Origin of the sequence: Aeromonas sp. R2-2 (genome assembly GCF_040908355.1) — a bacterium.
In the GTDB taxonomy this organism is placed as follows: domain Bacteria; phylum Pseudomonadota; class Gammaproteobacteria; order Enterobacterales; family Aeromonadaceae; genus Aeromonas; species Aeromonas veronii.
Window position 1 is genome coordinate 18,592 of the sequence record NZ_JBFODQ010000073.1, and the last position, 23,950, is coordinate 42,541.

The window sequence follows — 23,950 nt, forward strand, 5'->3', positions numbered from 1 at the left end:
TTTACGCTATTTTAGGTCGCACTTCCTTCGGTATCAATTTTAGACCCTTCTTGAACCTGCTGTAGGGTGCCTGTCCCTTCATCATCCTGCTTTGATGTGGCCACTCTAGGTAGCTATCTAGGTCTGTCTGCATCATTACTCCAAGTTTCTGTTCCAGTTGTCATGATCAATCTCGCTTGTACGGAATGAATGGCCTATCTACACGCCGAGCGTTACGAATCTAACTTAAATGCACTTGTTAAGTGCGTGCCAGACTTGCTTTATTTCTAACCACTTCCAAGCTTCAGACACCAACTTTTGAATAAACTTTATTAATTCATCTTCATCATGAGTAGCAATCATTTGTGGAGAAGAATGCATATTTAGTAATGAATAATCAGTGATGTTATAAATTTTATATCCAGTAACACCTAATTTAAAATTCTGCATGTTATAATATGCCTGTTGTAGATAGTAATGTAATACTATAGCTTTATGTCCTTCATTGGCGTTAAACCCATACTTAAGGAAGCCATAAGGATGATCTTCTGATGGATCAGTAAGAAGTTTATAAAATCGGTACATTTTAATTAGCTTTACCTCAAGCGCCTCAACTTGTATGTGGCGAAAGTCATCACGTGCGCTTTCAGCAAAGCACTCTAATGAGGTAAGTGTTATATTGCTTTTTGAAGCTTGTTTAATAGCGCCGGATTGGAAGGCTGTTTTAGATACGAGAATTCCTCTATCAGCACCTACATCGTCAACTATAGCTTGAAGTGCTAGTACTTTTTCTTTGGGGATCGCAGTGTCCCAATATTTACACTCAACAATCCAAGTGGATTTAATACCGAACTTTTCAAAAGTTACCAGAACATCAATATCATGCTCTCCTCTTGCGCCTTCCAATTTTTCTTCGACAAGAGCTTTACAACCCAACGCTCGAAATACATTCGCTGTTTCTTCTTGATAAGTTCGCCAATTCAAATTAATAACTCCATATTTAATGGCCATGAGAGCTTAATAGTGATTAAATTGACGCCAGTATAAATTCTCTTATGTAGAAATCAATATGATTCAGTGTCACTTTTGTATTATCCATAGATGATTTAATGTGAAGTGATATTATTACTGACGTATTTCAATTGTCTCGACGTCTTTGTTTGACTTCCCTTGGCGCAGTATGCGGTTATCTTGTTATTCATATCAACACCTCACTGTAGTCGTCCTGTTCTTGTACCCACTTGGTCGCATCCAGCCATTCCAGCACCCTCCACATCTCTGACTGATAGGGCTCCGGCAACATCTCGATCCAGCGGTGCGCCCCGGTGTGGCCTTGTGCCTGGTAGACCTCGCCGCACAACTCAACCAGCATCGGCCAGTCCGGATCGCCTTCCGGCACTGCGTATTCATCCGGCAGGTCCTGTTCTATTGGCCCCAGGCCCTCTGGCATCCAATCTGGTTCGCTTGGTAGCGATCGACGTGACTGCAACTGTCCGTTCTCCAGCCAAAGGGTGAAACCATCCTCCCTTACGCTGGCACCAGCCCGCAATCGGTCAATGGAGAAGGGCGATAACCCCCATTGTTTCCTCATGATCTGGTCTGTGAAGGCATCAGGATCCGGTAGCGTACAGTTATTGTCAGAGCTTCAAGGTGCCGGGCTGTCGCCCGTCTTAACCCCAACCCCCCTCGCTGCTGCCTCGGCGGCTTTCCTGGCTTCATGGGTGCCGGCGGGCACAATTTCCCACCCTTGCAGGCGGGTCTTGATGCCCAGGCGAGCGGAGGTAATGCCCATCAGGCGCTTGATGTCTTCGCCATAGCTGTTGGCCTGCTCCTCGATAAGGTGGGCCAGCTTGATAGGGTGTTCGGCTCGGGTGGCCAGTGCACCGCCCATGGCGTGCAGATAGCAACGAAAGATGCCGTTATCTGCGGCAAAGCGGGCCGCCTCAAAGCGCGGGTCTTGCAGCACGGGCTTGGGTGGGCCAACCAGTTCGGCATTCTTCTTGGCGTTGCTGATGCGGCGCAGCTCGCGCCATACCCCGACCGGGGCGCCCCCGATCTGCTGGAAGGTGCGAATGCCCCACCAACTGGCCCAAGCCACGGCATGCAAGGCGCCCTCATCGGCGGCGGTGCCAGCCTCTTCGTCATCGTCCAGGTAGGCGCCGTCGATGTTCTTGGCAATGTATTTGGCGATATAGCCCGCAGCATCCCCCTTGGCCGGGTCTATCTCTTTCCAGTCAAAGCGGGGAGTAAAGTCGGTAAAGGGTGGGGCGCCCTTGATATCCCGTACCAGCTCTTCGTGGTCATCGGTCAGGGCATAGCGTTGCAGGATGCCGATCACCTGGTTGCGTTCTTCCGGGCGCATAAATAGCAGCAGGTGCCAGTGCGGGGGGCCGTCGTGGTGAGCCTCGCACACGCGAAATCCATAAACGGGCGCGTTCCGCCGTTTGAGGGCGGCCACTTGATATTTCATCAGACGATGACATACGCCCACTTTGTACCGGATTATCTGAATGATGCGGTCCGCTTTAACCCGCGGGAAAACCATCTTAAACCAGCTTGATCTTCCTCGAGAATGGGCCGAAAAAAGTGTCCACATTTTGCCAATTTTGGTGTCTTTTCACGTCCCAAAGTGTCCCTTTGTGTGGCACTTAACTCTTTAATTTAAATGCAACTAATTGAAATTAAAGAAATAAAATGGCAGCCGAGGCTGCCATTTTTATTGATGTCTTATGTCGTTCTGGTTCAGGAGGTCTTGCGATCCTGATCCGGCTCGAACTGATGGCCCGATTTCTCCCGCTCCAGGTTCTCTTCGGAGCGTTTGCCCACCCAGTAATCGGCGTTCTTGATGCCGAGCTTCTCCGGGTGGAATACGGGGTCAATCCCTTGTGCCTGCTGCGCTTCATAATCCTTCAGACAGGTGAAGGCGGTCTTTTGCAGCAGCAGAATGGCGATGATGTTGAGCCATGCCATCAGGCCGACCCCGATATCACCCATGCCCCACGCCAGATCTGCAGTCTTGACGGTGCCGTAGACAGTGGCAGCCATCAGCGCAATCTTCAGCAAGAAGGTGAGCCAGGGGCGATTAATCTTGCGGTTGATGTAGGCGATGTTGGTTTCGGCGATGTAGTAGTAGGCAACGATAGTGGTGAACGCGAAGAAGAACAGCGCGATGGCCACGAAAATGCTGCCAAAGCCCGGCATCATGCTCTCCATGGCGGTCTGTACATAGCCCGGACCTGCTGCGATACCGGCAATACCCGTGTAGATGGCGGCGCCGTCCGGCCCTTGTACGTTATAGAGACCGGTGATCAGCAGCATAAAGCCGGTGGCGGAGCAGACGAACAGGGTGTCGATATAGACGGAGAACGCCTGCACCAGACCTTGCTTGGCCGGGTGACTCACTGCCGCAGCAGAGGAGGCGTGCGGCCCGGTACCCTGGCCCGCTTCGTTGGAGTAGACCCCGCGTTTTACCCCCCACATGATGGCCAGACCCAGAATGGCACCGAAACCGGCATCCAGACCGAAGGCGCTCTTCCAGATCAGCAGGATCACGCCCGGCAGCTGGCCGATATTGAGGGCGATGATGACGCAAGCCACGATGATGTAGCCCAGCGCCATAAAGGGCACCACGGTACTGGCGAAGCTGGCGATACGCTTGACGCCGCCGAAGATAATAAAGCCGAGCAGCAACGCCAGACCGGCGGCGGTGACGTTCGGATCGATATTAAAGGCGGTCTGCAGACTGGAGCCGATGGAGTTGGCCTGCACGCCCGGCAGCAGCACGCCGCAGGCGAAGACGGTAGCGATGGCGAAGATCCAGGCGTACCACTTCATGCCAAGTCCTTTCTCGATGTAGAAGGCTGGGCCGCCGCGGTATTCACCGTTGATCTTCTCTTTGTAAACCTGACCCAGGGTGGACTCCACGAAAGCAGAGCTGGCGCCGAGGAAGGCGACCATCCACATCCAGAACAGGGCGCCCGGGCCACCGAAGGTGATGGCGGTGGCCACACCTGCGATGTTACCGGTACCCACGCGACCGGCCAGGGTCATGGCCAGCGCCTGGAAGGAGGAGACACCGGCATCGGTGCTCTTGCCATCAAACATCAGGCGCACCATCTCTTTGATATGACGCAGTTGCAAAAAACGGGTACGCAGGGAGAAGTAAAGACCGACCCCCAGACACAGGTAGATGAGCGCAGGGCTCCAGATTACACCATTGATGGCATTGACGATTTCATTCATGTACAACAACTCCTTTGTTGTGTTTGTGGCGCTGTCTTGGCGAGATCTTGGCCTCGCTCTCTGTCACTGTTTTCGGCCCTATTTGTTAACAATCCAGTTAACAAATGAGCACGAGGTTGAGGGGTTAAGCAGAGCGCAAACACGCGCCATGCATGGCTTGTAACATATCGAGTTGTATCGGTGCTTCCCAGCGAAAAATGTTGCCTTGTTGCAAATTTGTGAATTGACAAGGGTGGGGGGATAATGGCAGGCAGCGTTTTCTATGAGTAAAGATGAGATCCTCCTTGTTGATCTGCGCCAGACAATGTGACGGGCGTAACACAATGGAAAGCAAACATGAGGCCAACAATGAAAAATGATCCTGAGACGTTGACGATCCGCCCCCCTGAAGCCGACGACGGGAGCGCCATCGCCCACCTGTTCAGCCAATTGGGGTATCCTGCCGAAGGCGCTGACGTGACGGCGCGCCTGTTGACGCCGGATCCCGCGAGCGTTGTGTTGCTCGCCTCCCAGGGCGACAAGGTGGTCGGCGTGCTGGTGTGGCACAAGCTGGCACCGCTGCATGTTGCACCAGCTTGGGGCCTGATCTCGGCGCTGGTTGTCGATGAAGGGGCAAGAGGGGCGGGAGTGGGCGCAGCCTTGCTCAAGGGCGCCGAAGCGATGGCGCGGGCCGCAGGTTGCGCCCAGCTGGAGCTATCCAGCAGCCTCAAGCGCGAGGCGGCTCACCGTTTCTATCTGGCGCAGGATTATCAGGAGCGGCCGAAACGGTTCGTCAAACTGTTATGACCTGTTTTTGGCATCAAAAGAAGGAGTAGGCGTGCTGGGATGGTTCAAATGGCTGGGTGGTCGCCCGCAAACGTCCATGAGTGAGGATGAGTTGGCGCTGTGGCGTCAGGCGCTGGCGGCTGTGCCCATCTTGCAAGGGCTCAGTGACACCGAGCAGACGACGCTTATCGGCTTGGGGCAACAGCTACTCAAGCGCAAGACCCTGACCCTGATCGGGGTAGAGCTCAGCCCACGCCAACAGGCGGTACTGGCGCTGCAGGCGGCGTTGCCTATTCTGCACCTCGGCCTTGACTGGTATCGCGGCTTTCACGAAATCATCATCATTCCCGAGCCCGTGACCCGGCGCCAGGAAGTACAGGATGAGTTCGGGCTGGTGAGCGAGTTTGAAGAGGAGAACGCCGGTGAATCCTGGCCGCAAGGGCCGCTGGTGCTGGCCTGGAGCGAACTGCAGCAAGATGGCGACTGGGATGGCTTTAATCTGGTGATCCACGAGCTGGCCCACAAGCTCGACATGCTAGGCGGTGAGGCGGATGGAGCACCGCCGTTGCCTGGGCCGATGAGCAGCCAGCTGTGGCAGCAGGCCTTTCAGGCCGCCTTCGATGAGTTGTGCCAGCTGCTAGATCGGGATGAGGTAACTGCCATCGATCCCTATGCCGCCGAACATCCCGCCGAGTTTTTTGCCGTCAGCTGCGAGTGTTTCTTTACCGATCCGCTGCGGCTGCAGCAGGTCTATCCCGCGGTATACCGGCAACTGAGCCAGTTCTTTAGCCAGGATCCCGCACAGCGTTTCCCCGCAACCCGCTTGCTGGCGGGGGAGGTGGACGTCGACGTCGAGTCACTTGACTGATAATCGATCTGTTGAACGGTTATTCGAGATAGCAAAAAGGCACCCGAGGGTGCCTTTTTCACAATCTGAGTGGCTTGCCTATCAGGCAGCGGCTTTCAGCTGTACTGCGGCGGCTTTCTTGTGATCGCCGATCGGCATTACGGTGCGGCCGAACTGCTCGTTGATCACGGTGGCCATGGCCAGGTAGATGGCGCTGGCGCCACAGATGATGCCTTCGAAACCGGCGATGGTGCCGATCAGGGTGCTGCCAGTGAAGTCACGGGCGGCCAGCAGGAAGAACAGCACGGTCAGGGAGGCGAACACGAACTGCTTGGCGCGCGGGTAGTTGATGGTGCCAACCAGCATGAACAGGGTGAACATGCCCCACATCAGCAGATACCAACCCATGTAGGCGTGCGGAGTGGCTTCGGCCAGACCCATGGTCGGCATGATCAGCAGGAACACCAGGCTCAGCCAGAACAGGCCGTAGGAGGTGAACGCAGTCACACCGAAGGTGTTGCCACGCTTGTATTCCATGATGCCAGCGATGATCTGGGCGATGCCGCCGTAGCACAGGCCCATGGCCAGGATCATGGCGCTGATGGGGAAGAAACCTGCATTATGGATGTTCAGCAGGATGGTGGTCATACCGAAACCCATCAGACCCAGAGGGGCAGGGTTGGCCAATTTTTCGCTCACGTGGCGTTCTCCAAAAATAGAGGTGGGGGTTAACAAAAGACGCGCGATTTTAGGCAGGCTGTGGCGCGCCCGCAAGGGGGCAAGGGGGATAAATCGTAAAAAAACTACGTGATTATTTGCATCAGAGGCCAAATGCTCACCAAGACAGGCTATTTGGTGAGCAAAAGGTGTCAAAATAGTTGAGGGGTTGTATTTTTATTACGCATTTGCGCAGTGCGGCGGCCTTACTGATCCAGTGTCAGGATCACTTTGGCTTCCTTGTCCTCTTCCTTGACCTGGCTGTCGAGCACGAACAGCCGCTCCGGGGCGATCCCCTGGCTGTCGACCAGAAACTCCTTGGTGTTTTGCGCCCGGCGCATGGCGAGATTGCGCAGGGATTTGGCGGTGATGAGCTGCTGATCCCGTAGCAGGATCACCGCCTGGGCCCGCAGTGCCGCGCTCTCTTCATCCAGATGGAGCCGATCGGCCAGGTCATCCAGATCTTCGCCAAAGCGCTCTTCATAGGCTTGGGCCAGCGCCTCTTGCAGGGCTGAGTCCTGTTCCAGCAGGTCGAGATCCGCCTGATTGCCGGTGAGCTTGGCCAGTACCCGCTCCAGCTTTTGCCGTTGCAGGATGGGGCACTCCTCGCTGAAGTTGACCTTGCCGCGAATGTTCATGCTGAGCTTGGGTCTATCCTTGAGGGCCTGCGCCAGCTTGACCAGTTTCTCCTGCTGGGTGGGGGTGAGATCGGGATCCCCCGGCAGGAAGGGAAGTTCGTCGAGATCTTCGGTGCCATCGGCCAGCGAGGCGAGCAGGGAGAAGGGGGAGGTGATCGCCTTGCTCAGGGTGTTGCCCAGCACATCCCAGAAGATATTGCCGATGCTGAAGTCCGGTTGATCGAGATCCCCCTTCACCTTGAGGTTCATCTGTATCACCCCGTTGGCATCGCTTAGCAGGGCGATGGCCAGCCCCAGCGGCAGATCCTTGGCCTGATCGCTCTTGATCTTCTCGCCCAGTTGCAGCTTCTTGATGGTGATGTCGTTATCCCCCTCCAGCCGGTTGCCCTCCAGCTTGTAGTGCAGCTTCATGGAGAGCTGCCCCTTGTCGATGGCATAACCGGCATAGGTGCCCGAATAGGGGGTAAAGGTGGTGAGCTCCAGATTGTGGAAGGCCACCGCGATGTCGAGGATCGGGTTGGCGACCAGCAGGTTGGTACCGCCGCGAATGGTCACCGGCGCATAGCGATCCACCTTGCCGTTGAAGGCGAGATCGGAGCGTTGCCCCGGAATATTGCTGATATGGCGACTTTGGCCGCCCAGCGAGGCGATATCGGCCACAAAATCCTGACTCAGACTGCGATCAGCAAAGCGCAGGTTGCCCTGCTCGGTGCGCAGCTGGTCGATGGTGAAACGAAAGTCGGGAGCCTTGCTGCCTGCCTTTGCTTCAGTACTTTTTGCTGCCGCCGGTTGCGGCAACAGCAGCTGTTGCAGGTTGGTGGTGCCATCCTCGTTGATCTCGATGCGGGCGAAGGGCTTGTTCAAGGCAATGTCCTTGATCCGCATCTGCTGGCTGATGCCGTCGTACGTCAGACCGGTGAGAGCCAAGGTGTTGAACTCCAGCAGCCGCTGATTGTCTGCCCGATCGACCACCTTGAGCCCGTTGACATCAAGCCCCCCCTGCAGGGTCAGCTTGCTGAGATCTCCCTGGGTGGTGGTGGCGAGATCAAGTCTGGTCTTGCTGCTCAGCAGCCCGTTTTGCACCTTGATGCGTACCAGATCGGCCAGATAGGGCTGTGCCAGCGTCAGGGGCAGCCCCTGCTGGTTGATGTCGCCGCTTAAGGTGAAAGGAGTCAGGGTCAGTTGGCCATCAAAGGCGAGGGGGCTGCTCTGGTTGAAGTGGGTGGCCAGAGTCAGTTTACTCGGTTGCTCCCCCTTGCTGCCCAGTGGCCCCAGCGCCAGCTTGAGGCCGGAGAGCTGGCGTGCCTGCGGTTTGCCGCTGCTCGATTCGGTGAGGGTGAGATCGCCCTTGTCGATAAGGATCTGCTTGATCTGCCACTGCCAGGGTTTGTCTGGCGTATGTTGCTTGCCGTTACCGGCGGTCTTTGCTTGTTGTGCCGACTTGGGCGCCGCATTGTTGGCCACCTCGTTTGCGGCGTGGGCCCCTTTGGCGGGTTTGGCGGGGGCCTGTTCAATCAGCAAGTCCGCCAGATCCAGCTCCTGCTGTGGGTTGAGGGTGGCCTTGAGCAGGGGCTGTTGCAGGTTCACCTTGCCGATCTGGAGCGACTGTTTCTGGCCATCGACAGCCAAATCGCTAAGGGCCAGCTGGCCGAAGCGTGCAAATTCGTCGCCCTTGTGTTTTTTAAGCTGCCAGTTGTCCAGGGTCAGCTTGCCTTTGGACAATTGCCACAGCACCCCTTGCTTGCCCTCTTTAAGCTGGTATTCCACCTCTGCATTGGCGTGGCCCTTGGCCAGATCCAGCTTGAGATAGGGTGCCCAGAGCGGGGCGAAGGGTTTCAGGTCGACCTGTTTGAGGCTCGCTTTGCCCTGACCCATGCCGCTCATCACAGCGAGTTTGCCATGAGCGGCGAGGCTGCTTTTGCCGTTGATGGTGGCGCTCAGCTGATAGGCGGTCGGGTGATTTGCCTCGGTGCGCAGGTTATCGAGCTTGAGGGTCACTTTTTCCAGATTGAGGGGCGGCAACCAGCCGGGTTCGCTCTCCTTGCGCTGATCCTGATAGCGCACATGCCCGTCAGTGACATTGACACTTGCAATATCGACCAGCAGTGGGGCGCTGGCTGTTTCGGGCTCGTGGGAGGGCGCAGGGGCGAGCAGGGTCGCTAGCGCATCGGTCAGATTGAGCCGAACATCCCCCTTTTTGTCTGCCAGCCGTTGCAGCTGCACCACGGGTTTGGTCAGGGTGACGGCGGAGAGCACGACCCCTTTCTGCTGCCAGCTGGCTTGCAGGTTTGGGGTGATAAAGAGCTGCTCAAAACGGATGATAGGCTGCTGTTTGGCATCGAGCAGGGCAGTCGCGCCGAGGGTGAGAGAAGGGTTGCGCAGACCTACGTCAATTTCCCCCAGCGTCAGCTGCAGGCCGTAGTGCTCGGCCAGCCAGCCGGGCAGATAGCGCTGGATCAGACGGGGGGTTTGCCACAGCAGCAGAGTGATCAGGATAAGAAACAGCAGGAAAGCGTAGGCAAGGTAGCGCAGCAAGCGGAGCTTGGGGGACGCGGGCTCGGTGGTGTTCATTTGGTGCACTCCCATTTGGTTCCCGCCATGGTACAGAAAAGCTGGATAGTAATCATGGGGTTGCGTGCTGTTGTACGCCGTACTTTGTCCAAAGGCGATTCAGTTCCCCCTTTTGTTGCAGCGCTGCCAGCCACTGTTCCAGCTGGGCAGGGGTAATGGGGGCCTCAGGGTGAAGGATGGCGCGGTGTTGATATCGTTGATCCCATTTCTGCGAGATCAGCAACTGGTCGGCGGTGTCGGGGTGGGCCAGCAGATACTGGTTAAGGTAGGAAACGTTGAGAATGGCTACTTCACCACGCCCTTTGAGTAGCGCTTGCAGGGCGCTGACGTTGTCCTTGACCAGGGTGATATTGAGCTTGCGCTGCAGGTAGACGGGATCGGCATTGAACTGGCCAACGCCGTAGTGGTAGCCGGTCACCCCGATAAGATGATGCCGAGAGGGGTCATCGAAAAAGCGCTGATCCCGACCCACTTTGTTCAGGGCCACATAGACCTCGCCACCACCGAGGAAGGGGGCTGTCATCTTGAATTTATCTGTGTCCCAGCCCCACTTGGTGTCTTCAAACAGCATCAGCGAGAAACGGCCCAGATCGAGCGCCTTGTAACGGTTGGCGGCCGAGGTGGGAACAAACACGAATCTTACCTCTTGCTGGATCTCGTTTAGCTTGGCGATGAGGTCCAGCGTCAGCCCTTCATAGCGGGAATCGGAGAGTTTGACCACAAAGGGGGCATAGGGGTATCCGCCAACCTTGATGAGGGGATGGCTCCAGCCTGAGAGGCTGAACAAGAGCAAAAACCAGCACCAATATCTCATGGGATCCCCAGGGCAATAGCTTGCTCCCAGATTCGGTTAATCTGCGCCAGTTTTCAAGCTGTTAAGGGAATTAACACAGCGCTGTTCGGCGGCCTCCAGCTCGGCCATCACCATCTGGATATCCTCCAGTTGCTGGCGCAGGGCGCCGCGTTTTGCCTCGATCAGCTGGATCATGGAGTGGAGCTGGGTTTTGCTCGATTTGTCGGTGTCGTACATATCGAACAGCTCGCGGATCTCGGCCAAGCTAAACCCCAGCCGTTTGCCGCGCAGGGTCAACTTGAGCCGGATCTTGTCCCGATGGCTGTAGATGCGGGTTTGCCCCTCCCGCAGCGGGGTGAGCAGCCCCTCATCCTCGTAGTAGCGGATGGTGCGCGGCGTGACATCGAATTCGTGGGCCAGCTCCGAAATGCTGTAGGTGATCTCCTTGCCGGGCAGGGAACGGGACATGGTCATGACTCCTGTTGCTGGGCGTGTGGCTGGCAGAGGCGGGCGCGCAGCCGCTCGGCATTGGCGTGCAGGGCCTGACCGACCCTTGAGCCGTTGGGGCGGCCGAGCTGCTCGCTCACCCACTGGCCGGTGGCCGCCAGTTTGTCGAGATCCACCCCGGTCGTCATGCCAAGGCCGTGCAGCAGGTAGACCACCTCTTCTGACGCCACATTGCCGGAGGCGCCCGGCGCATAGGGACAGCCGCCAAGGCCTGCCACCGAGCAGTCGATGGTGCGAATGCCGCGCTCCAGCGCGGGCAGCAGGTTGGCCAGACCCTGGCCGTAGGTGTCGTGAAAATGGACCGCGAGTCGCCCCGCCGGGATCTCGTGCAGTACCGCATCCAGCATGGGCGCCACCGTACCCGGGGTGCCGACGCCGATGGTGTCCCCCAGCGAAATTTCGTGGCAGCCGAGATCCAGCAATTGTTCGGCCATGGCGGCGACCCGTTTCGGGCGGGTCGGGCCATCGAACGGGCAGGCGATGACGGTGGAGAGGTAGCCGCGCACCTTGATGCCGAGGCGGCGAGCTTCCTGCACCAGCGGGGCGAAGCGCACCAGCGACTCCTCCACGCTGATGCCGATATTGGCCCGGGTAAAACCGTCGGAGCAGGCGGTGAAGAGGCCAATCTCGTCGGCGCGGGCGGCAATGGCTGCCTGCAAGCCTTGCAGATTGGGCACCAGAGCGCCGTAACGGGTTGAGCCCTTGCGCGGCAGTGCCTCGAACAGCGCTGCGGAGTCCACCATCTGCGGCACTTTTTTGGCAGAGACAAAGGCACCCACCTCGATGCGTTGCAGGCCGCTGTCGGTAAGGCGCTGGATCAGCTCCAGCCGCTGTACCAGGGAGAGGGGCGCAGCTTCATTTTGCAGGCCATCTCGCGGCCCCATCTCCACCAGACTGACCCTGTCGTCACGGACGTCCTGTGATCGGTTCATGGATGTTCCTCCTGTGAAGCAGTCTCTTCGGCAAAGCGCACCAGCACGGCCCCCTGGCTCACCTGCTCACCCTGCTTGCACTGCAGGGCTTCAATTACCCCGTCCCGCTCTGCGCGCAACTGGTGTTCCATCTTCATCGCCTCCAGCACCAGCAGGGGTTGCCCCTTGCTGACCGTTTGGCCAGGTTCGATCATCACGGCTACCACTATGCCGTGCATGGGCGCGATGGCGCCCTGCGCCTTCTCGTTTGCCTGCTCATGGTGGTGGCTGTGCTGCCGATCATCGGCCGCGAAGCGGATGCGCTGGCCCCCCAGGGTCATGATGAAGGCTGCCTCCGGGCCTGCGACCGTCTGAATGGGGATCTGTTGCCAGCAGCCACCCTGCTGCAGCCGGATATTATCGTCACCTCTCTGGTAGCAATGAGTCTCCCCTTGCCACTCACACTGGCCGCCATGATCGTTAAGGGTCAATACTCGGCGCTCATCACCGATCCGTACCGCCGCTGTCCAGCAGCGATCCGGCCCCAGCCGAAATCCGCAGGCTTGCTGCCAGGGGGAGGTGCCCGCAGGGCGGCTCGCCAGCCAGAGGGCCGCCAGCGGCCAGGCAAGGTCGGGAATGGGCTGCGTTGTGGTGGGGATGGACCACTGGGTATGGTGGCCCATGGCCAGGACGTCAGGCTCTTCACACAGGCGCAGCAGCAGCGGGCCGTTGTGCACCAGCGGGCCGAGATCCAGCGCCGCCAGCGCATCGGCCAGTTGGGCGAACGCCTCGGCGCGGCTCTGGCCGTGGGCGATCAGCTTGGCGATCATGGGATCGTAATAGGGGCTCACCTCATCGCCAGCGGTAACGCCGGTGTCGATGCGTACGCTATCCGGCCACTGGAGCCAGTGGATAGGCCCGCTGGCAGGCAGAAAACCGGCCGCCACATCCTCGGCGTAGAGGCGCGCCTCCACCGCATGGCCGCGTAGCACCACCTCATCCTGAGTCAGTGGCAGTGGCTTTCCTTCGGCCACGGCCAGCTGCCAGGCCACCAGATCCTGCCCGGTTACCGCTTCGGTGACCGGATGCTCCACCTGCAGCCGGGTGTTCATCTCCATAAAAAAGAACTCATCCTTGCAGAGCAGGAACTCGATGGTGCCAGCCCCCTGATAGTGGATGGCTTTGGCTGCTGCCACGGCCGCATCCCCCATGGCGCGGCGCAGAGCCGGAGGAATGTCGGGGGCTGGCGCCTCTTCGATCACCTTCTGATGGCGTCGCTGCAAGGAGCAGTCTCTGTCCCCCAGATAGATGGCGTTGCCGAGGCTATCGGCAAAGACCTGTACTTCCACATGGCGAGCCCGGGGCAGATAGCGCTCGAGCAGTACCAGATCGTCGCCAAAGGCAGTCTTTGCCTCCCGCTTGACTGCCGCCAGCGACTCGTCAAAGTCAGCCAGCTGATCGACCCGCCGCATCCCCTTGCCACCGCCGCCGCTGGCTGCCTTGATAAGCAGCGGGAAGCCCACCTGGCTCGCCTGATCGCGCAAGAAGTCCGGCCGCTGATCCGTGCCGTGATAGCCGGGCAGCACAGGTACACCGGCAGCCTGCATCAGCGCCTTGGCGCCCGATTTGTCGCCCATGGCGAGAATGGCGGCGCCGCTTGGGCCGACAAAGCGCAGGCCGCGCTGTTCGCAGGCGGTGGCAAAATCGCTGTTTTCCGACAGAAAACCGTAACCGGGATGGATGGCATCGGCGTGCGCCTCTTTGGCAATCTTCAGCACCTTGCCAGTGTCGAGATAACTCTCTCTGGCCGGTGCGGGCCCCAGATGCCAGGCCTCATCGGCCAGACGAGTGTGCATGGCGTGGGCGTCGGCATCGGAGTAGAGGGCGATGGTGTGAATGCCGAGGCGTTTCGCCGTTTTGATGATGCGCACGGCGATTTCGCCGCGATTGGCGATCAGCAGGCGCTTAATCTGAGTGTGATGGGTCATGTCTCATCCTTGAAACGGGGGCGCCAGGCGGGAGGGCGTTTGTCGAAGAAGGCTTGCATCCCCTCCTGTGCTTCGAGCCCCACCCGAACCCGGGCGATGGTCTCGACGGTTTTCTCTTCGTGCAGGCGGGAAGGATGGGCCTCTATGGCCGCCAGCAGTCGTTTGGTCTCTTTCATCGCTTCCGGCCCGTTGCGGCACAGACGAAGGGCCTGTGCCCGCCCCTCCGCCAGCAGTTGATCCGGTTGGCAGAGTTGGTGTGCCACATTGAGCCGACAGGCGGTGATGGCATCGAACGGCTCGGCAGTGAGCATGTAGCGGCGCGCCTGACGCATTCCCATGGCACGTACCACGTAGGGGCTGATCACCGCAGGCACCAGACCCAGGCTCACCTCTGAGAGGCAGAAGCGCGCATCATCGCTGGCCAACACCAGATCGCAGGCACAGATCAGCCCCAGCGCCCCGCCATAGGCGGCCCCTTGCACCAGCGCCACCGTGGGGAAGGGGAGCTCATCGAGGGTCTGCATCAGCCGCGCCAATACCCGGGCGTCTTCGCGATTGTGCTCAAAATCGGCGTGAGCCAGATTGCGCATCCAGTTGAGATCGGCGCCCGCGCAAAAGTGTTTGCCCTCTGCCCGTAGCAGCAGGGCGTGAGGGCGTTCGGCGAGATCATGACCATGGAGATGGGCCAGATCATCGAGGCAGTCGAGCAGCCCCAGCATCAGGTCGGCATCAAAGGCGTTGTGGCGGGCCGGGCGCGACAGCACCAGCTCGGCCAGCGGGCCGTGCCGCTCCAGCCGAAACGGGTTCTGTGTTGAAGAGCCAAGTGCTGAGGAAGTAAGTGGATCTGACATAGGTTTGCTCCTTACATCCGGAAGATGCCGTACTGCTCGGGTTCAATGCGGGCCCCCTGACAGGCAGACAGTGCCAGCGCCAGCACGGTGCGGCTCTGGGCCGGGTCGATGACGCCATCATCCCAGAGGCGGGCGCTGGCGTAGTAGGGGTGACCCTGCCGCTCATACTGCTCGATCACCGGGGCGCGGATGGCGGCCGCTTCCTGTTCGCTCAAATCTTTGCCCTCGGCAGCCAGCTTGTCCCGACGCACCTGCACCAGCACTCCGGCAGCTTGTTCGCCCCCCATGACAGAGATACGGCTGTTGGGCCAGCTAAAGAGAAAATCGGGCTCATAAGCGCGGCCGCACATGCCGTAGTTGCCGGCACCAAAGCTGCCGCCAACGATCAGGGTGATCTTGGGCACCCGGCTGCAGGCCACTGCGGTGACCAGCTTGGCTCCGTGCTTGGCGATCCCCTCTTTTTCCGCGCTGCTCCCCACCATAAAGCCGGTGATGTTCTGCAAAAAGAGCAGCGGGATGGCGCGGCGATTACAGAGCTGGATAAAGTGGGCGCCTTTCTGGGCGCTGTCGCTGTGCAGCACTCCGTTGTTGGCGAGGATCCCCACCTCCATGCCGCAAATACGGGCAAAGCCGGTCACCAGTGTAGTGCCGAACAGCGCCTTGAATTCGTCAAAGTCAGAGCCATCCACCAATCGGGCAATCAGTTCGCGGGCGTCGTAAGGGCGTTTGAGACTGGTGCCCGCCAGACCGTAGAGCTCCTCTATGGGGTAGCAGGGGGGCTCGTAGCCGGGGCTGCTCTCTATCGGCTCGTTACCCAGATGAGTAACCAGCGTGCGGGCGATGGCCAGCGCATGGGCATCGTCACGGGCCATATGATCAGCAACTCCCGAGTGGGCGCAGTGTACATCTGCCCCGCCCAGCGCCTCGGCGCTGATCTCCTCGCCGGTGGCGGCCTTGACCAGCGGCGGGCCGGCCAGAAAGATGGTGGCCTGCTCCCTGACCATGATCGACTCGTCCGCCATGGCGGGCACGTAGGCCCCCCCGGCGGTACAGAGCCCCATCACCACGGCCAGCTGCGGGATATTCTGGGCCGACATGCGGGCCTGGTTGTAGAAGATGCGGCCAAAGTGATCCCGGTCGGGGAACACCTCGTCCTGCATCGGCAAGAAGGCGCCGCCGGAATCCACCAGATAGAGGCAGGAGAGGCGCAGCCGCTCGGCGATGGTCTGGGCGCGCAGGTGCTTTTTCACCGTGAGCGGGTAGTAGGTGCCGCCTTTCACGGTGGCGTCGTTCACCACCAGCATGCAGAGCCTGCCCGAGACCCGGCCGATGCCGGTGATGATACCGGCGGCGGGCACTGGCTCGTCATAGACCTGCCAGCCAGCCAGCGCCGAGAGCTCGAGAAACGGGGAGCCCGGGTCCAGCAGCTGATTGATGCGCTCGCGGGGCAGCAGCTTGCCACGGGCCTGATGGCGGGCGTTGTTGGCCGCGCCGCCCCCTAGCGCGATCTCGGCAATGCGGGCATTAAGATCACCGACCAGCCCCTGCATGGCGGCCCGATTGGCCGCATATTCCGGGCTCGCCGTGTCAAGGTGGGAGTGGATACGACTCATGCATTTTCTCCCATCAGCTCGCGGCCGATGAGCCAGCGGCGGATCTCCGAGGTGCCGGCGCCGATCTCGTAGAGCTTGGCGTCCCGCAGTAGGCGGCCTGTGGGGTATTCGTTGATGTAACCGTTGCCGCCGAGCAGCTGGATAGCATCGAGGGCCATCTGGGTGGCGTTTTCGGCGGCAAACAGGATGGCTGCGGCGCAATCTTTACGGCTGGTGCGACCCTGATCGCAGGCGCTCGCCACCGAGTAGACCAGCGCCCGGCTGCTGGCGAGGCGGGTATACATGTCGGCGAGCTTGCCCTGCACCAGCTGGAACTCGCCGATGGCTTGACCAAACTGCTTGCGCTCACGCACATAGGGCAGCACTACATCCATGCAGGCCTGCATGATGCCAAGGGGGCCCGCCGCCAGCACCACCCGCTCGTAATCGAGCCCGCTCATCAGCACCTTGACCCCGCCGTGCAAGGTGCCCAGCAGGTTTTCCTGCGGCACCCGGCAGTTGTCGAACACCAGCTCGCAGGTGCTGGAGCCGCGCATCCCCAGCTTGTCGAGCTTCTGGGCGGTAGAAAAACCGGGAGTGCCGGCTTCAACGATAAAGGCAGAAATTCCTTTGGGGCCCGCACTGGTATCTGTCTTGGCATAGATGACGAAGGTGTCGGCATCGGGTCCGTTGGTGATCCACATCTTGTTGCCGTTCAGCACGAAGTGATCGCCCTCGCGCTCCGCGGTGAGGCGCATGCTGACCACATCGGACCCGGCGCCCGGCTCGCTCATGGCCAGCGCCCCCACATGCTCGCCGCTCACCAGCGGGGGCAGGTAGCGTGCTTTTTGCTCCGCCGTGCCGTGGCGGTGGATCTGATTGATACAGAGATTGGAGTGGGCGCCGTAGGAGAGGCCGACCGAGGCGCTGGCGCGGCTTACCTGTTCCATCACCAGCACGTGGGCCAGATAGCCGAGGTTCACCCCGTCATACTCCTCCGCCACTGTGATGCCGTGCAGCCCCAGCTCACCCATCTGGGGCCAGAGATCACGTGGAAAAGCGTTGCTCTGATCGATCTCGCTGGCGCGCGGGGCGATCACTTTCTGGCAGAAGGCCGCAACCTGTTCGGTCAGGGCATTCAGGGTCTCATCCATCTGCATCCATGCTCTCCTTGCGGATATGACAATCGGGTAGGAAGGTTGGGTCGACCGGCTGACTCGGCGTTACGGCTGGCAGTGGTCGGTCCATTTTGTACTTCACTTCTGCCACAAGTTTACGTTAGCGTAAACGTAAATCAATTGTTAATCTGTTGTGTGTCGATAAAGCGGTGGTAGTGAGAGCGTCAGCAGCTACCACGACAACAGTGCCATAGTGGCAGATCCGACTGACGCAGCGTGTGGGCGCCGCGTCATAAAGCGCTAACTCAGGAAAATAAGCGCGGGGCAACAAGCGCGTGGCAACAAGGGAGAGAACGACGAGATGGATTTTACCCTGACCGATGATCAACAGGCGTATGTGGAGGCGGCCGCCGCCTTTTCCGATGAGGCGCTCAAACCCCATGCCGCGCGCTGGGACAAGGAGCATGAGTTTCCAATCCCGACCATCAAGCAGGCGGCCGGGCTAGGTTTTTGTGGTCTCTATACCCCGGAGCAGTTTGGCGGATTGGGGCTGCCGCGCCTCGATGCGAGCCTCATCTTCGAACGCCTCGCCATGGGCTGTACCTCGACCACGGCGTATCTGACTATCCACAACATGGTGAGCTGGATGCTGGGTAGCTGGTTGCCCACCGAGGTTGCCAAAGAGTGGGTTCCGAAACTGGCTAGCGGCGAATTGCTGGGCTCCTATTGCCTCACCGAGCCGGGGGCGGGTTCCGATGCGGCGGCACTCAAGACCCGAGCCACTCGCGAGGGTGATAGCTACCTCATCGAGGGAACCAAGGTCTTTATCTCGGGAGCGGGCAGCACAGACGTGCTGGTGGTGATGGCCCGTACCGGTGGTGAAGGTGCGAAGGGGATCTCTGCCTTTATGGTGCCGGCTAATGCCCCCGGCGTGAGCTATGGCAAGGCAGAAGAGAAGATGGGCTGGAACAGCCAGCCGACCCGGGAGGTTGTTTTCAACGGGGTTCGCATTCCTGCCTGTTATCGGTTGGGCGAAGAGGGGGAAGGATTCAAGTTCGCCATGCAGGCCCTCGATGGGGGGCGCATAAATATTGCCACCTGTTCGGTGGGCACCGCCCAGCAGGCGCTGGACGATGCGCTGGCTTATGTGCAGCAACGCCAGCAATTTGGTCACCCGATCAGCGAATTCCAGAGCGTGCAGTTTCGCCTGGCCGATATGGCGACCGAGCTGGCTGCCGCCCGCCTGCTGGTACGTCAGGCCGCCGACAAGCTGGATCGCGGGGCAACCGACAAGAGTGCCTGGTGTGCCATGGCCAAACGGTTTGCTACCGATGTGGGTTATCGAATCTGTGATGAGGCTCTGCAACTCTTTGGCGGCTATGGTTATATCCGCGAGTATCCGCTCGAGCGCTATCTGCGCGATACCCGGGTACACCGCATTCTGGAGGGCACCAACGAGGTGATGCGACTCATCATCGCGCGCCGCATGCTGGCCGATCCCGGTTTGTCGCTGGGCTAACCGGTGGTCGCATCAAGGGTGTGTTGCCTGCCACCCGATTTGCACCATGCTGGTTTCGGCTTTGTGAGCCAGCCACAGGTTGGCGTCATTCAAGACTGTCATCATGGCGGCAGCTTCATCGACAAGGACAATGTTATGACAAGGATCAGACTCGAATATCATGGCCACGTGGCCTATATCACCCTCGACCATCCCCCTGCCAACACCTGGACTCTCGCCAGCCTGCAGGCCTTTTTACAGATGATGGTGGAGCTCGACAGTCGTCCCGATGTGGTGGCGCTGGTGATCCGTGGTGCGGGCGACAAATTTTTCTGCGCCGGTGCCGACCTCAATATGTTTGTCGAGGGGAATGTCGAGCTGGCCCGCGAAGTAGCCGAGGCCTTTGGCAAGGCCTTCGAGGCGCTGGCCCGTTTTCACGGCGTCAGTATCGCCGCCATCAATGGTTATGCCATGGGCGGTGGCCTGGAAGTGGCGCTGGCCTGTGATATCCGTATCGCCGAGCAGCAGGCGTTGCTGGGACTGCCGGAAGCTTCGGTGGGCTTGCTTCCCTGTGCCGGTGGCACCCAGCGTTTGACCGAGCTGGTGGGGCCGGGCTGGGCCAAGCGGATGATCCTCTGCGGTGAGAAGGTGAGCGCCTCGCTGGCCTACGAGATGGGGCTGGTGGAGGAGGTGGTGAAAACCGGTCAGGCGTGGGAGGCGGCGCACCAGATGGCCCATCTGGTGGAGCGCCAGAGCCCGAGCGCCCTGCGCGCCTGTAAAACCCTGATCAATCAGGGCCGCAGTGGCCCGCGGGATGCCGCCTTGCCCCTTGAGCGGTCGCTGTTTCTCGATCTCTTTAGCGATGCCAATCAGCGTGAAGGGGTGGCCGCCTTCCTGGAGAAACGCTTACCGCGCTGGCAATATGGCCCAACAGAATAAATCCATACGGAGCCGTTTATGAGTGAGCCGGTCAAGGTTAGCTGTTATCCCACCGAAGATGGCCATCAGATCGGGGTGTTGACCCTCGACAGCCCTGCGTCTCTCAACGCATTGAGCCTGCCGATGATCCAGATCCTGCAACAGACGCTGACCCGTTGGGAGCAGGATCCCGCCATCGTCTGTGTGCTGCTGCAGGGGGTGGGTGAGAAGGCATTTTGTGCCGGTGGCGATATCCGCTCCTTCTATTACCGCAAGCAGGAGGCGAGCGAGGCGGAACAGTTCGAATATGCCCGCGACTTTTTCGAGCAGGAGTACCGGCTCGACCACCACATCCACTCTTACCGCAAGCCCCTTATCTGCGTGGCGGACGGTATCTGCATGGGGGGCGGTATTGGCCTGTTTGCTGGCGCCGATTTTCGGGTGGTGACCGAAAAGAGCCTGTTCGCCATGCCGGAGGTGACCATAGGCCTCTACCCCGACGTGGGGGCAAGCTGGTTTTTAAGCCGGATGCCGGGGCGGCTCGGGCTCTGGCTCGGTCTGACTGGCGCCCGCTTCAACGGGAGTGATGCCATCGGTCTTGGGCTGGCGGATCACGCCATCGCCAGTGGCGAGCGCAGTGCGCTGTTGTCACGCCTCGCCGTACTCGACTGGGCTGGCAGTGGTGAGCCCCGTGAGCAGATCGATCTGCTGCTCAGGGGATTGCACCGTGAGGTAGCGGCCCGGTTGCCAGCGCCAGTATTGCTGCCCCATCAACAGAGGATCGATGCCTTGCTGGCGGGACGCACGCTGCAAGGGGTATTGGCGCGGTTGTTCGAAGCTCAGTTCGATGAACAGGAGGCGGTACTCCAGCAGGCGCAGCAGCTCTGCCGCACCGGCAGCCCCATCAGCCGCGCCATTTTGTGGCGTCAATATTGGCAGGCTCGCCGCAACTCACTGGCAGAGGTATTTGCCGAGGAGCTGACCCTCTCGGTCAACTGCGTGCTGAAGGGGGATTTTGTGGAAGGGGTACGGGCACTGCTGATCGACAAGGATAAAGATCCCCGCTGGCAACTGTTGCCACCGGAGGGGGAGTGGCTGGACGAGTTCTATCGCTGGCCGCAGGGGCGCAATCCGTTGGCCTGCAAGGAATAACATCTTGGCAACCGGCGGACGCCGCCATCAGCAACGCAAGGAGCAAGCGGGATGACAAGGATAGGGTTTATCGGGCTCGGCAACATGGGGGGCCTCATGGCGGCCAATCTGGCCAGGGCCGGGCACAGGGTGCAGGTGTTTGATCTGGTTGCCCAAAACATTGAGCGCGCCATCGCCGCTGGCTGCATCGCCACGGGGGATGCCCGTGAGGCGGTGACCGGCTGCGAGGTGGTGATCAGCATGCTACCTGCGGGGGAGCATGTGCGCGATCTTTGGTTGTCTGAGGGGCAGGATCTGCTGGCAGCACTGCCGGTTGGTGCACTGGTGATCGACTGCTCCACTATCGATGTCGACTCTGCCCGTCAGGTCGGGGAGGCGGCCCGCGCACGCGGTTTGCGCTTTATTGATGCCCCCGTATCGGGCGGTGTCGCCGGTGCGGCCGCCGGGACGCTCACCTTTATCGTTGGCGGCAACGCGGCGGATTTCGAGGCGGCGAAACCTCTGCTCGCCTGCATGGGGCAGAACCTGTTTCACGCCGGTACGCTGGGCGCCGGGCAGATCGCCAAGATGTGTAATAACATGCTGCTTGCGATCCATATGGCGGGCACTGCCGAGGCGCTGGCCCTCGGGGTGAAGGAGGGGCTGGATCCCGCCGTGCTCTCCACCATCATGGGCAAGAGCTCCGGCAACAACTGGAGTCTGGAGCGCTACAACCCCTGGCCCGGGGTGATGGAGAATGTCCCTGCCGCCCGCAACTATCAGGGGGGATTTATGACTCGGCTGATGGTGAAAGATTTGGGACTGGCCATGGCGCTGGCCGAGCATGGCCACAGCGCTGTGCCCATGGGGGCGTTGGCCCGCAACCTGTTCAACCTGCATGCCGCTCAGGGGCAGGGGAGTCGCGATTTCTCGAGCATCGTCGAACTCTATCTGGATAAACAGGATCCCGCCTGACGGGCCACCTCTCTTCAAGGCATCTCTCTTCGACCAGCTACAAGGAGCATTGATGGATATCAAAGATAAGGTCATCGTTATTACCGGCGCTGGACGTGGCTTGGGACGGGCCATTGCGCTGGCCCTGGGCGCACAGGGGGCGACGCTGGCGCTGCTCGACATCAATCGCGCCGATCTGGAGGCTACCGCAGCCCTGGTGCGCAGTCAGAATGATCAGTGCGATCAAGATAGTCAGTGCGAGCTGTTTGTCTGCAATGTGGCGAGCGAAGCCGAGGTTGAGTCGGTTTTTGCTGGCATCAAGGAGCGTTTTGGCGTGCTGCACGGTCTTATCAACTGCGCCGGCATTTTGCGCGATGGCATGCTGATCAAGGTGAAAGAGGGTGAGCTGGTGGAGAAGATGACGCTGGCCCAGTGGCAGAGCGTGATTGACGTCAACCTCACCGGTACCTTCCTCTGCGGTCGCGAGGGGGCGGCGCTGATGGCGCAAGGGGGGCAGGGGGGCGTCATCATCAACATCTCCTCTATCGCCCGAGCCGGCAATATTGGCCAGAGCAACTATGCCGCCAGCAAGGCGGGGGTTGCCTCGCTGGTGGTGACCTGGGCGCGGGAGTTGGCGCGCCATGGCATTCGGGTGATGGGGATTGCCCCCGGGGTGTTTACCACCGACATGACTGCGGCGATGAAGCCGGAGGCGATGGCGCGGATGCAGCAGGCCATTCCGGTCGGCACCCTTGGCGATGCGCAACAGCTGGCCGAGACGGTGAGCTTTATTTTTGCCAACGACTATCTGTCGGGAAGGATGATAGAACTGGATGGCGGTTTGCGTTTATAGGGATTTACATAATAGGCCCCGGTGTTTCCACCGGGGCTTTTTTATGGCTATGTCCCAATTACGTGTTGCATGGGGTGCCCCAGCGCCTCATGCAAACACGCTTTGATATTCACGCCCCTCCCGTAACGCTCCAGCATCCTGCGCCAACCCAGGTAGTTCTTCAGGTAGTGCGTTGCCACTCCATGGAACCGCTCCATCCACTCTTTCAACCGATGGTGATACCCGTTCACGTGCTGGATGTGATACGCACCGACCACCCGTTCGCCCTGGCGATTGCGCACTACTTGATGAGTCACTCCATGCACTTTGCTAAAACTCGCATACACACCCGCACCATCGCTACACAACACCGCATCCGCTGACACCAACGGCTTCAACACCGCGATGACCGTCTCGGCATTTATCTGCTCCAGCTGAAAATCCGCATGGTGGCCAGCACGGTCCTGCACCACCATCACAGGGATGTAATCCGACCCGGTTCCACGGGTTCGACCTTTACCACCACGATGCCTTGGCGGACGCGGCAGTCCCCGTTGCCCCTTGAACGATTCAAGGAAGAAGGTCTCATCAACCTCAACAATGCCCTCTTCCCGTGTGGCTTGATGGCCTGCCATGGCACGCAAGAAGCGGTGACGCCAGAGGAACGCGGTGTTTTTGCTGACCCCACAGCGCCGCGCGGCCTGGCGGACGGTCAGTCCTTCGATGAGGGCTTGCGCGTAGTCTTCCCAGCACTGTGCTTTACGCAATCTGGCCAGGGGCGTCTTGGTGAGGATGGAGCTTGTGCGCAGACACTGTTTGCAACGGTAGCGGCGCAGCCCCCGACTCCACCCCCAAGGCGCCAGCTCGGCGACATCGGCCTGACAATGTGGGCAGCCACTGCATGCAGGAAACTGGGTATTGAGCGAGGTAATGGCATGTGGCGCCATGAGCTCCTGCCGGGCAACGCGGCGCTGGCGCAGGGTAAGCAGTGGAAAGAGAGACAACAGGTGTTGAAAGGCTGGGGTATCCATGATGGCAGACCTCAAGGTGATGGCCTACTTCAAGATTAGCCTTTCAACACGTAATTGGGACATAGCC

19 protein-coding genes and 2 pseudogenes are annotated in these 23,950 nt (G+C 59.7%); 7 read left to right on the top strand and 14 right to left on the bottom strand.

The features are described from left to right. Window position 1: 1 nt before the first annotated feature. The 4 genes and pseudogenes from AB5Z09_RS15400 to AB5Z09_RS15415 form a co-directional block, all read right to left on the bottom strand. Window positions 2-133 (bottom strand): annotated as a pseudogene (locus tag AB5Z09_RS15400) (IS481 family transposase); the annotation flags it as partial. 92 nt (window positions 134-225) lie between these two features. After that, complete coding sequence (locus AB5Z09_RS15405; RefSeq protein WP_368195660.1) at window positions 226-963, bottom strand: restriction endonuclease; 738 nt, start codon at window positions 961-963, stop codon at window positions 226-228. Between the two features lie 214 nt (window positions 964-1,177). Further along, window positions 1,178-2,434: pseudogene (locus AB5Z09_RS15410) on the bottom strand (replication endonuclease); the annotation flags it as partial. 287 nt (window positions 2,435-2,721) lie between these two features. Further along, on the bottom strand, window positions 2,722-4,221 hold the full coding sequence (locus AB5Z09_RS15415) for a sodium:alanine symporter family protein (RefSeq protein ID WP_150997126.1): 1,500 nt from the start codon (window positions 4,219-4,221) through the stop codon (window positions 2,722-2,724). A gap of 348 nt (window positions 4,222-4,569) precedes the next feature. Here AB5Z09_RS15415 and AB5Z09_RS15420 point away from each other — a divergent pair, with 348 nt between their 5' ends. Further along, window positions 4,570-5,007 carry a GNAT family N-acetyltransferase gene (locus AB5Z09_RS15420; RefSeq protein WP_368195661.1) on the top strand — a complete coding sequence of 146 codons (438 nt, stop codon included), beginning with the start codon at window positions 4,570-4,572 and terminating at the stop codon, window positions 5,005-5,007. 76 nt (window positions 5,008-5,083) lie between these two features. Next, entirely contained in the window at window positions 5,084-5,854 is a 771-nt protein-coding gene (locus AB5Z09_RS15425) for a zinc-dependent peptidase (RefSeq protein WP_368195674.1), read from the top strand. A gap of 81 nt (window positions 5,855-5,935) precedes the next feature. Here AB5Z09_RS15425 and AB5Z09_RS15430 read toward each other — a convergent pair whose 3' ends face one another. From AB5Z09_RS15430 to AB5Z09_RS15470, 9 genes are all read right to left on the bottom strand, one after another. Continuing rightward, on the bottom strand, window positions 5,936-6,532 hold the full coding sequence (locus AB5Z09_RS15430) for a GPR1/FUN34/YaaH family transporter (protein WP_005336948.1): 597 nt from the start codon (window positions 6,530-6,532) through the stop codon (window positions 5,936-5,938). Between the two features lie 224 nt (window positions 6,533-6,756). Further along, the gene (locus tag AB5Z09_RS15435; RefSeq protein ID WP_368195662.1) at window positions 6,757-9,759 is read right to left on the bottom strand and encodes a DUF748 domain-containing protein; all 3,003 of its coding nucleotides are present in this window, start codon (window positions 9,757-9,759) and stop codon (window positions 6,757-6,759) included. A 52-nt stretch (window positions 9,760-9,811) separates the two neighbouring features. After that, complete coding sequence (locus tag AB5Z09_RS15440; RefSeq protein ID WP_182963750.1) at window positions 9,812-10,573, bottom strand: ABC transporter substrate-binding protein; 762 nt, start codon at window positions 10,571-10,573, stop codon at window positions 9,812-9,814. 36 nt (window positions 10,574-10,609) lie between these two features. Beyond that, window positions 10,610-11,020 (bottom strand): MerR family DNA-binding transcriptional regulator, encoded by a 411-nt coding sequence (locus AB5Z09_RS15445; protein WP_005336945.1) that lies wholly within the window; start codon window positions 11,018-11,020, stop codon window positions 10,610-10,612. Between the two features lie 2 nt (window positions 11,021-11,022). Beyond that, window positions 11,023-11,991: a hydroxymethylglutaryl-CoA lyase gene (locus AB5Z09_RS15450; RefSeq protein WP_368195663.1), complete on the bottom strand. Its 969-nt coding sequence runs from the start codon at window positions 11,989-11,991 to the stop codon at window positions 11,023-11,025. Continuing rightward, a complete protein-coding gene (locus AB5Z09_RS15455; protein WP_368195664.1) occupies window positions 11,988-13,958 on the bottom strand; it encodes a biotin carboxylase N-terminal domain-containing protein in 1,971 nt (656 codons plus the stop codon). The genes AB5Z09_RS15450 and AB5Z09_RS15455 overlap by 4 nt, the downstream gene beginning before the upstream one ends. Next, window positions 13,955-14,809, bottom strand: a complete 855-nt coding sequence (locus tag AB5Z09_RS15460) for an enoyl-CoA hydratase-related protein (protein WP_368195665.1) — start codon at window positions 14,807-14,809, stop codon at window positions 13,955-13,957. Before AB5Z09_RS15460 ends, AB5Z09_RS15455 begins: the two co-directional genes overlap by 4 nt. Window positions 14,810-14,820: 11 nt before the next feature. Next, on the bottom strand, window positions 14,821-16,422 hold the full coding sequence (locus AB5Z09_RS15465) for a carboxyl transferase domain-containing protein (RefSeq protein ID WP_368195666.1): 1,602 nt from the start codon (window positions 16,420-16,422) through the stop codon (window positions 14,821-14,823). Beyond that, window positions 16,419-17,561, bottom strand: a complete 1,143-nt coding sequence (locus AB5Z09_RS15470) for an isovaleryl-CoA dehydrogenase (protein ID WP_368195667.1) — start codon at window positions 17,559-17,561, stop codon at window positions 16,419-16,421. The genes AB5Z09_RS15465 and AB5Z09_RS15470 overlap by 4 nt, the downstream gene beginning before the upstream one ends. Window positions 17,562-17,880: 319 nt before the next feature. Here AB5Z09_RS15470 and AB5Z09_RS15475 point away from each other — a divergent pair, with 319 nt between their 5' ends. From AB5Z09_RS15475 to AB5Z09_RS15495, 5 genes are all read left to right on the top strand, one after another. After that, entirely contained in the window at window positions 17,881-19,038 is a 1,158-nt protein-coding gene (locus AB5Z09_RS15475; RefSeq protein WP_368195668.1) for an acyl-CoA dehydrogenase family protein, read from the top strand. 135 nt (window positions 19,039-19,173) lie between these two features. Further along, a complete protein-coding gene (locus AB5Z09_RS15480) occupies window positions 19,174-19,956 on the top strand; it encodes an enoyl-CoA hydratase (protein ID WP_005336930.1) in 783 nt (260 codons plus the stop codon). An 18-nt stretch (window positions 19,957-19,974) separates the two neighbouring features. Beyond that, window positions 19,975-21,087, top strand: coding sequence for an enoyl-CoA hydratase/isomerase family protein (locus AB5Z09_RS15485; RefSeq protein WP_368195669.1), 1,113 nt, complete (start codon window positions 19,975-19,977; stop codon window positions 21,085-21,087). Window positions 21,088-21,138: 51 nt separating this feature from the next. Continuing rightward, window positions 21,139-22,041, top strand: coding sequence for a 3-hydroxyisobutyrate dehydrogenase (mmsB, locus tag AB5Z09_RS15490; RefSeq protein WP_368195670.1), 903 nt, complete (start codon window positions 21,139-21,141; stop codon window positions 22,039-22,041). A gap of 52 nt (window positions 22,042-22,093) precedes the next feature. After that, window positions 22,094-22,873, top strand: a complete 780-nt coding sequence (locus AB5Z09_RS15495) for an SDR family oxidoreductase (protein ID WP_368195671.1) — start codon at window positions 22,094-22,096, stop codon at window positions 22,871-22,873. Between the two features lie 47 nt (window positions 22,874-22,920). Here the strand turns inward: AB5Z09_RS15495 and AB5Z09_RS15500 are convergent, their stop codons facing one another. After that, complete coding sequence (locus AB5Z09_RS15500) at window positions 22,921-23,883, bottom strand: IS1595 family transposase (RefSeq protein ID WP_368194921.1); 963 nt, start codon at window positions 23,881-23,883, stop codon at window positions 22,921-22,923. Between the last annotated feature and the right edge of the window lie 67 nt (window positions 23,884-23,950).

Bases quoted from the DNA above. Each gene is read 5' to 3' on its own strand.
- AB5Z09_RS15450 (WP_368195663.1), bottom strand. From the start codon at position 11,991: ATGAACCGATCACAGGACGTCCGTGACGACAGGGTCAGTCTGGTGGAG.
- AB5Z09_RS15420 (WP_368195661.1), top strand. From the start codon at position 4,570: ATGAAAAATGATCCTGAGACGTTGACGATCCGCCCCCCTGAAGCCGAC.
- AB5Z09_RS15480 (WP_005336930.1), top strand. From the start codon at position 19,174: ATGACAAGGATCAGACTCGAATATCATGGCCACGTGGCCTATATCACC.
- AB5Z09_RS15495 (WP_368195671.1), top strand. From the start codon at position 22,094: ATGGATATCAAAGATAAGGTCATCGTTATTACCGGCGCTGGACGTGGC.
- AB5Z09_RS15440 (WP_182963750.1), bottom strand. From the start codon at position 10,573: ATGAGATATTGGTGCTGGTTTTTGCTCTTGTTCAGCCTCTCAGGCTGG.
- AB5Z09_RS15415 (WP_150997126.1), bottom strand. From the start codon at position 4,221: ATGAATGAAATCGTCAATGCCATCAATGGTGTAATCTGGAGCCCTGCG.
- AB5Z09_RS15435 (WP_368195662.1), bottom strand. From the start codon at position 9,759: ATGAACACCACCGAGCCCGCGTCCCCCAAGCTCCGCTTGCTGCGCTAC.
- AB5Z09_RS15425 (WP_368195674.1), top strand. From the start codon at position 5,084: ATGAGTGAGGATGAGTTGGCGCTGTGGCGTCAGGCGCTGGCGGCTGTG.
- AB5Z09_RS15445 (WP_005336945.1), bottom strand. From the start codon at position 11,020: ATGTCCCGTTCCCTGCCCGGCAAGGAGATCACCTACAGCATTTCGGAG.
- mmsB (WP_368195670.1), top strand. From the start codon at position 21,139: ATGACAAGGATAGGGTTTATCGGGCTCGGCAACATGGGGGGCCTCATG.
- AB5Z09_RS15465 (WP_368195666.1), bottom strand. From the start codon at position 16,422: ATGAGTCGTATCCACTCCCACCTTGACACGGCGAGCCCGGAATATGCG.
- AB5Z09_RS15500 (WP_368194921.1), bottom strand. From the start codon at position 23,883: ATGGATACCCCAGCCTTTCAACACCTGTTGTCTCTCTTTCCACTGCTT.
- AB5Z09_RS15485 (WP_368195669.1), top strand. From the start codon at position 19,975: ATGAGTGAGCCGGTCAAGGTTAGCTGTTATCCCACCGAAGATGGCCAT.
- AB5Z09_RS15460 (WP_368195665.1), bottom strand. From the start codon at position 14,809: ATGTCAGATCCACTTACTTCCTCAGCACTTGGCTCTTCAACACAGAAC.
- AB5Z09_RS15475 (WP_368195668.1), top strand. From the start codon at position 17,881: ATGGATTTTACCCTGACCGATGATCAACAGGCGTATGTGGAGGCGGCC.
- AB5Z09_RS15470 (WP_368195667.1), bottom strand. From the start codon at position 17,561: ATGCAGATGGATGAGACCCTGAATGCCCTGACCGAACAGGTTGCGGCC.
- AB5Z09_RS15455 (WP_368195664.1), bottom strand. From the start codon at position 13,958: ATGACCCATCACACTCAGATTAAGCGCCTGCTGATCGCCAATCGCGGC.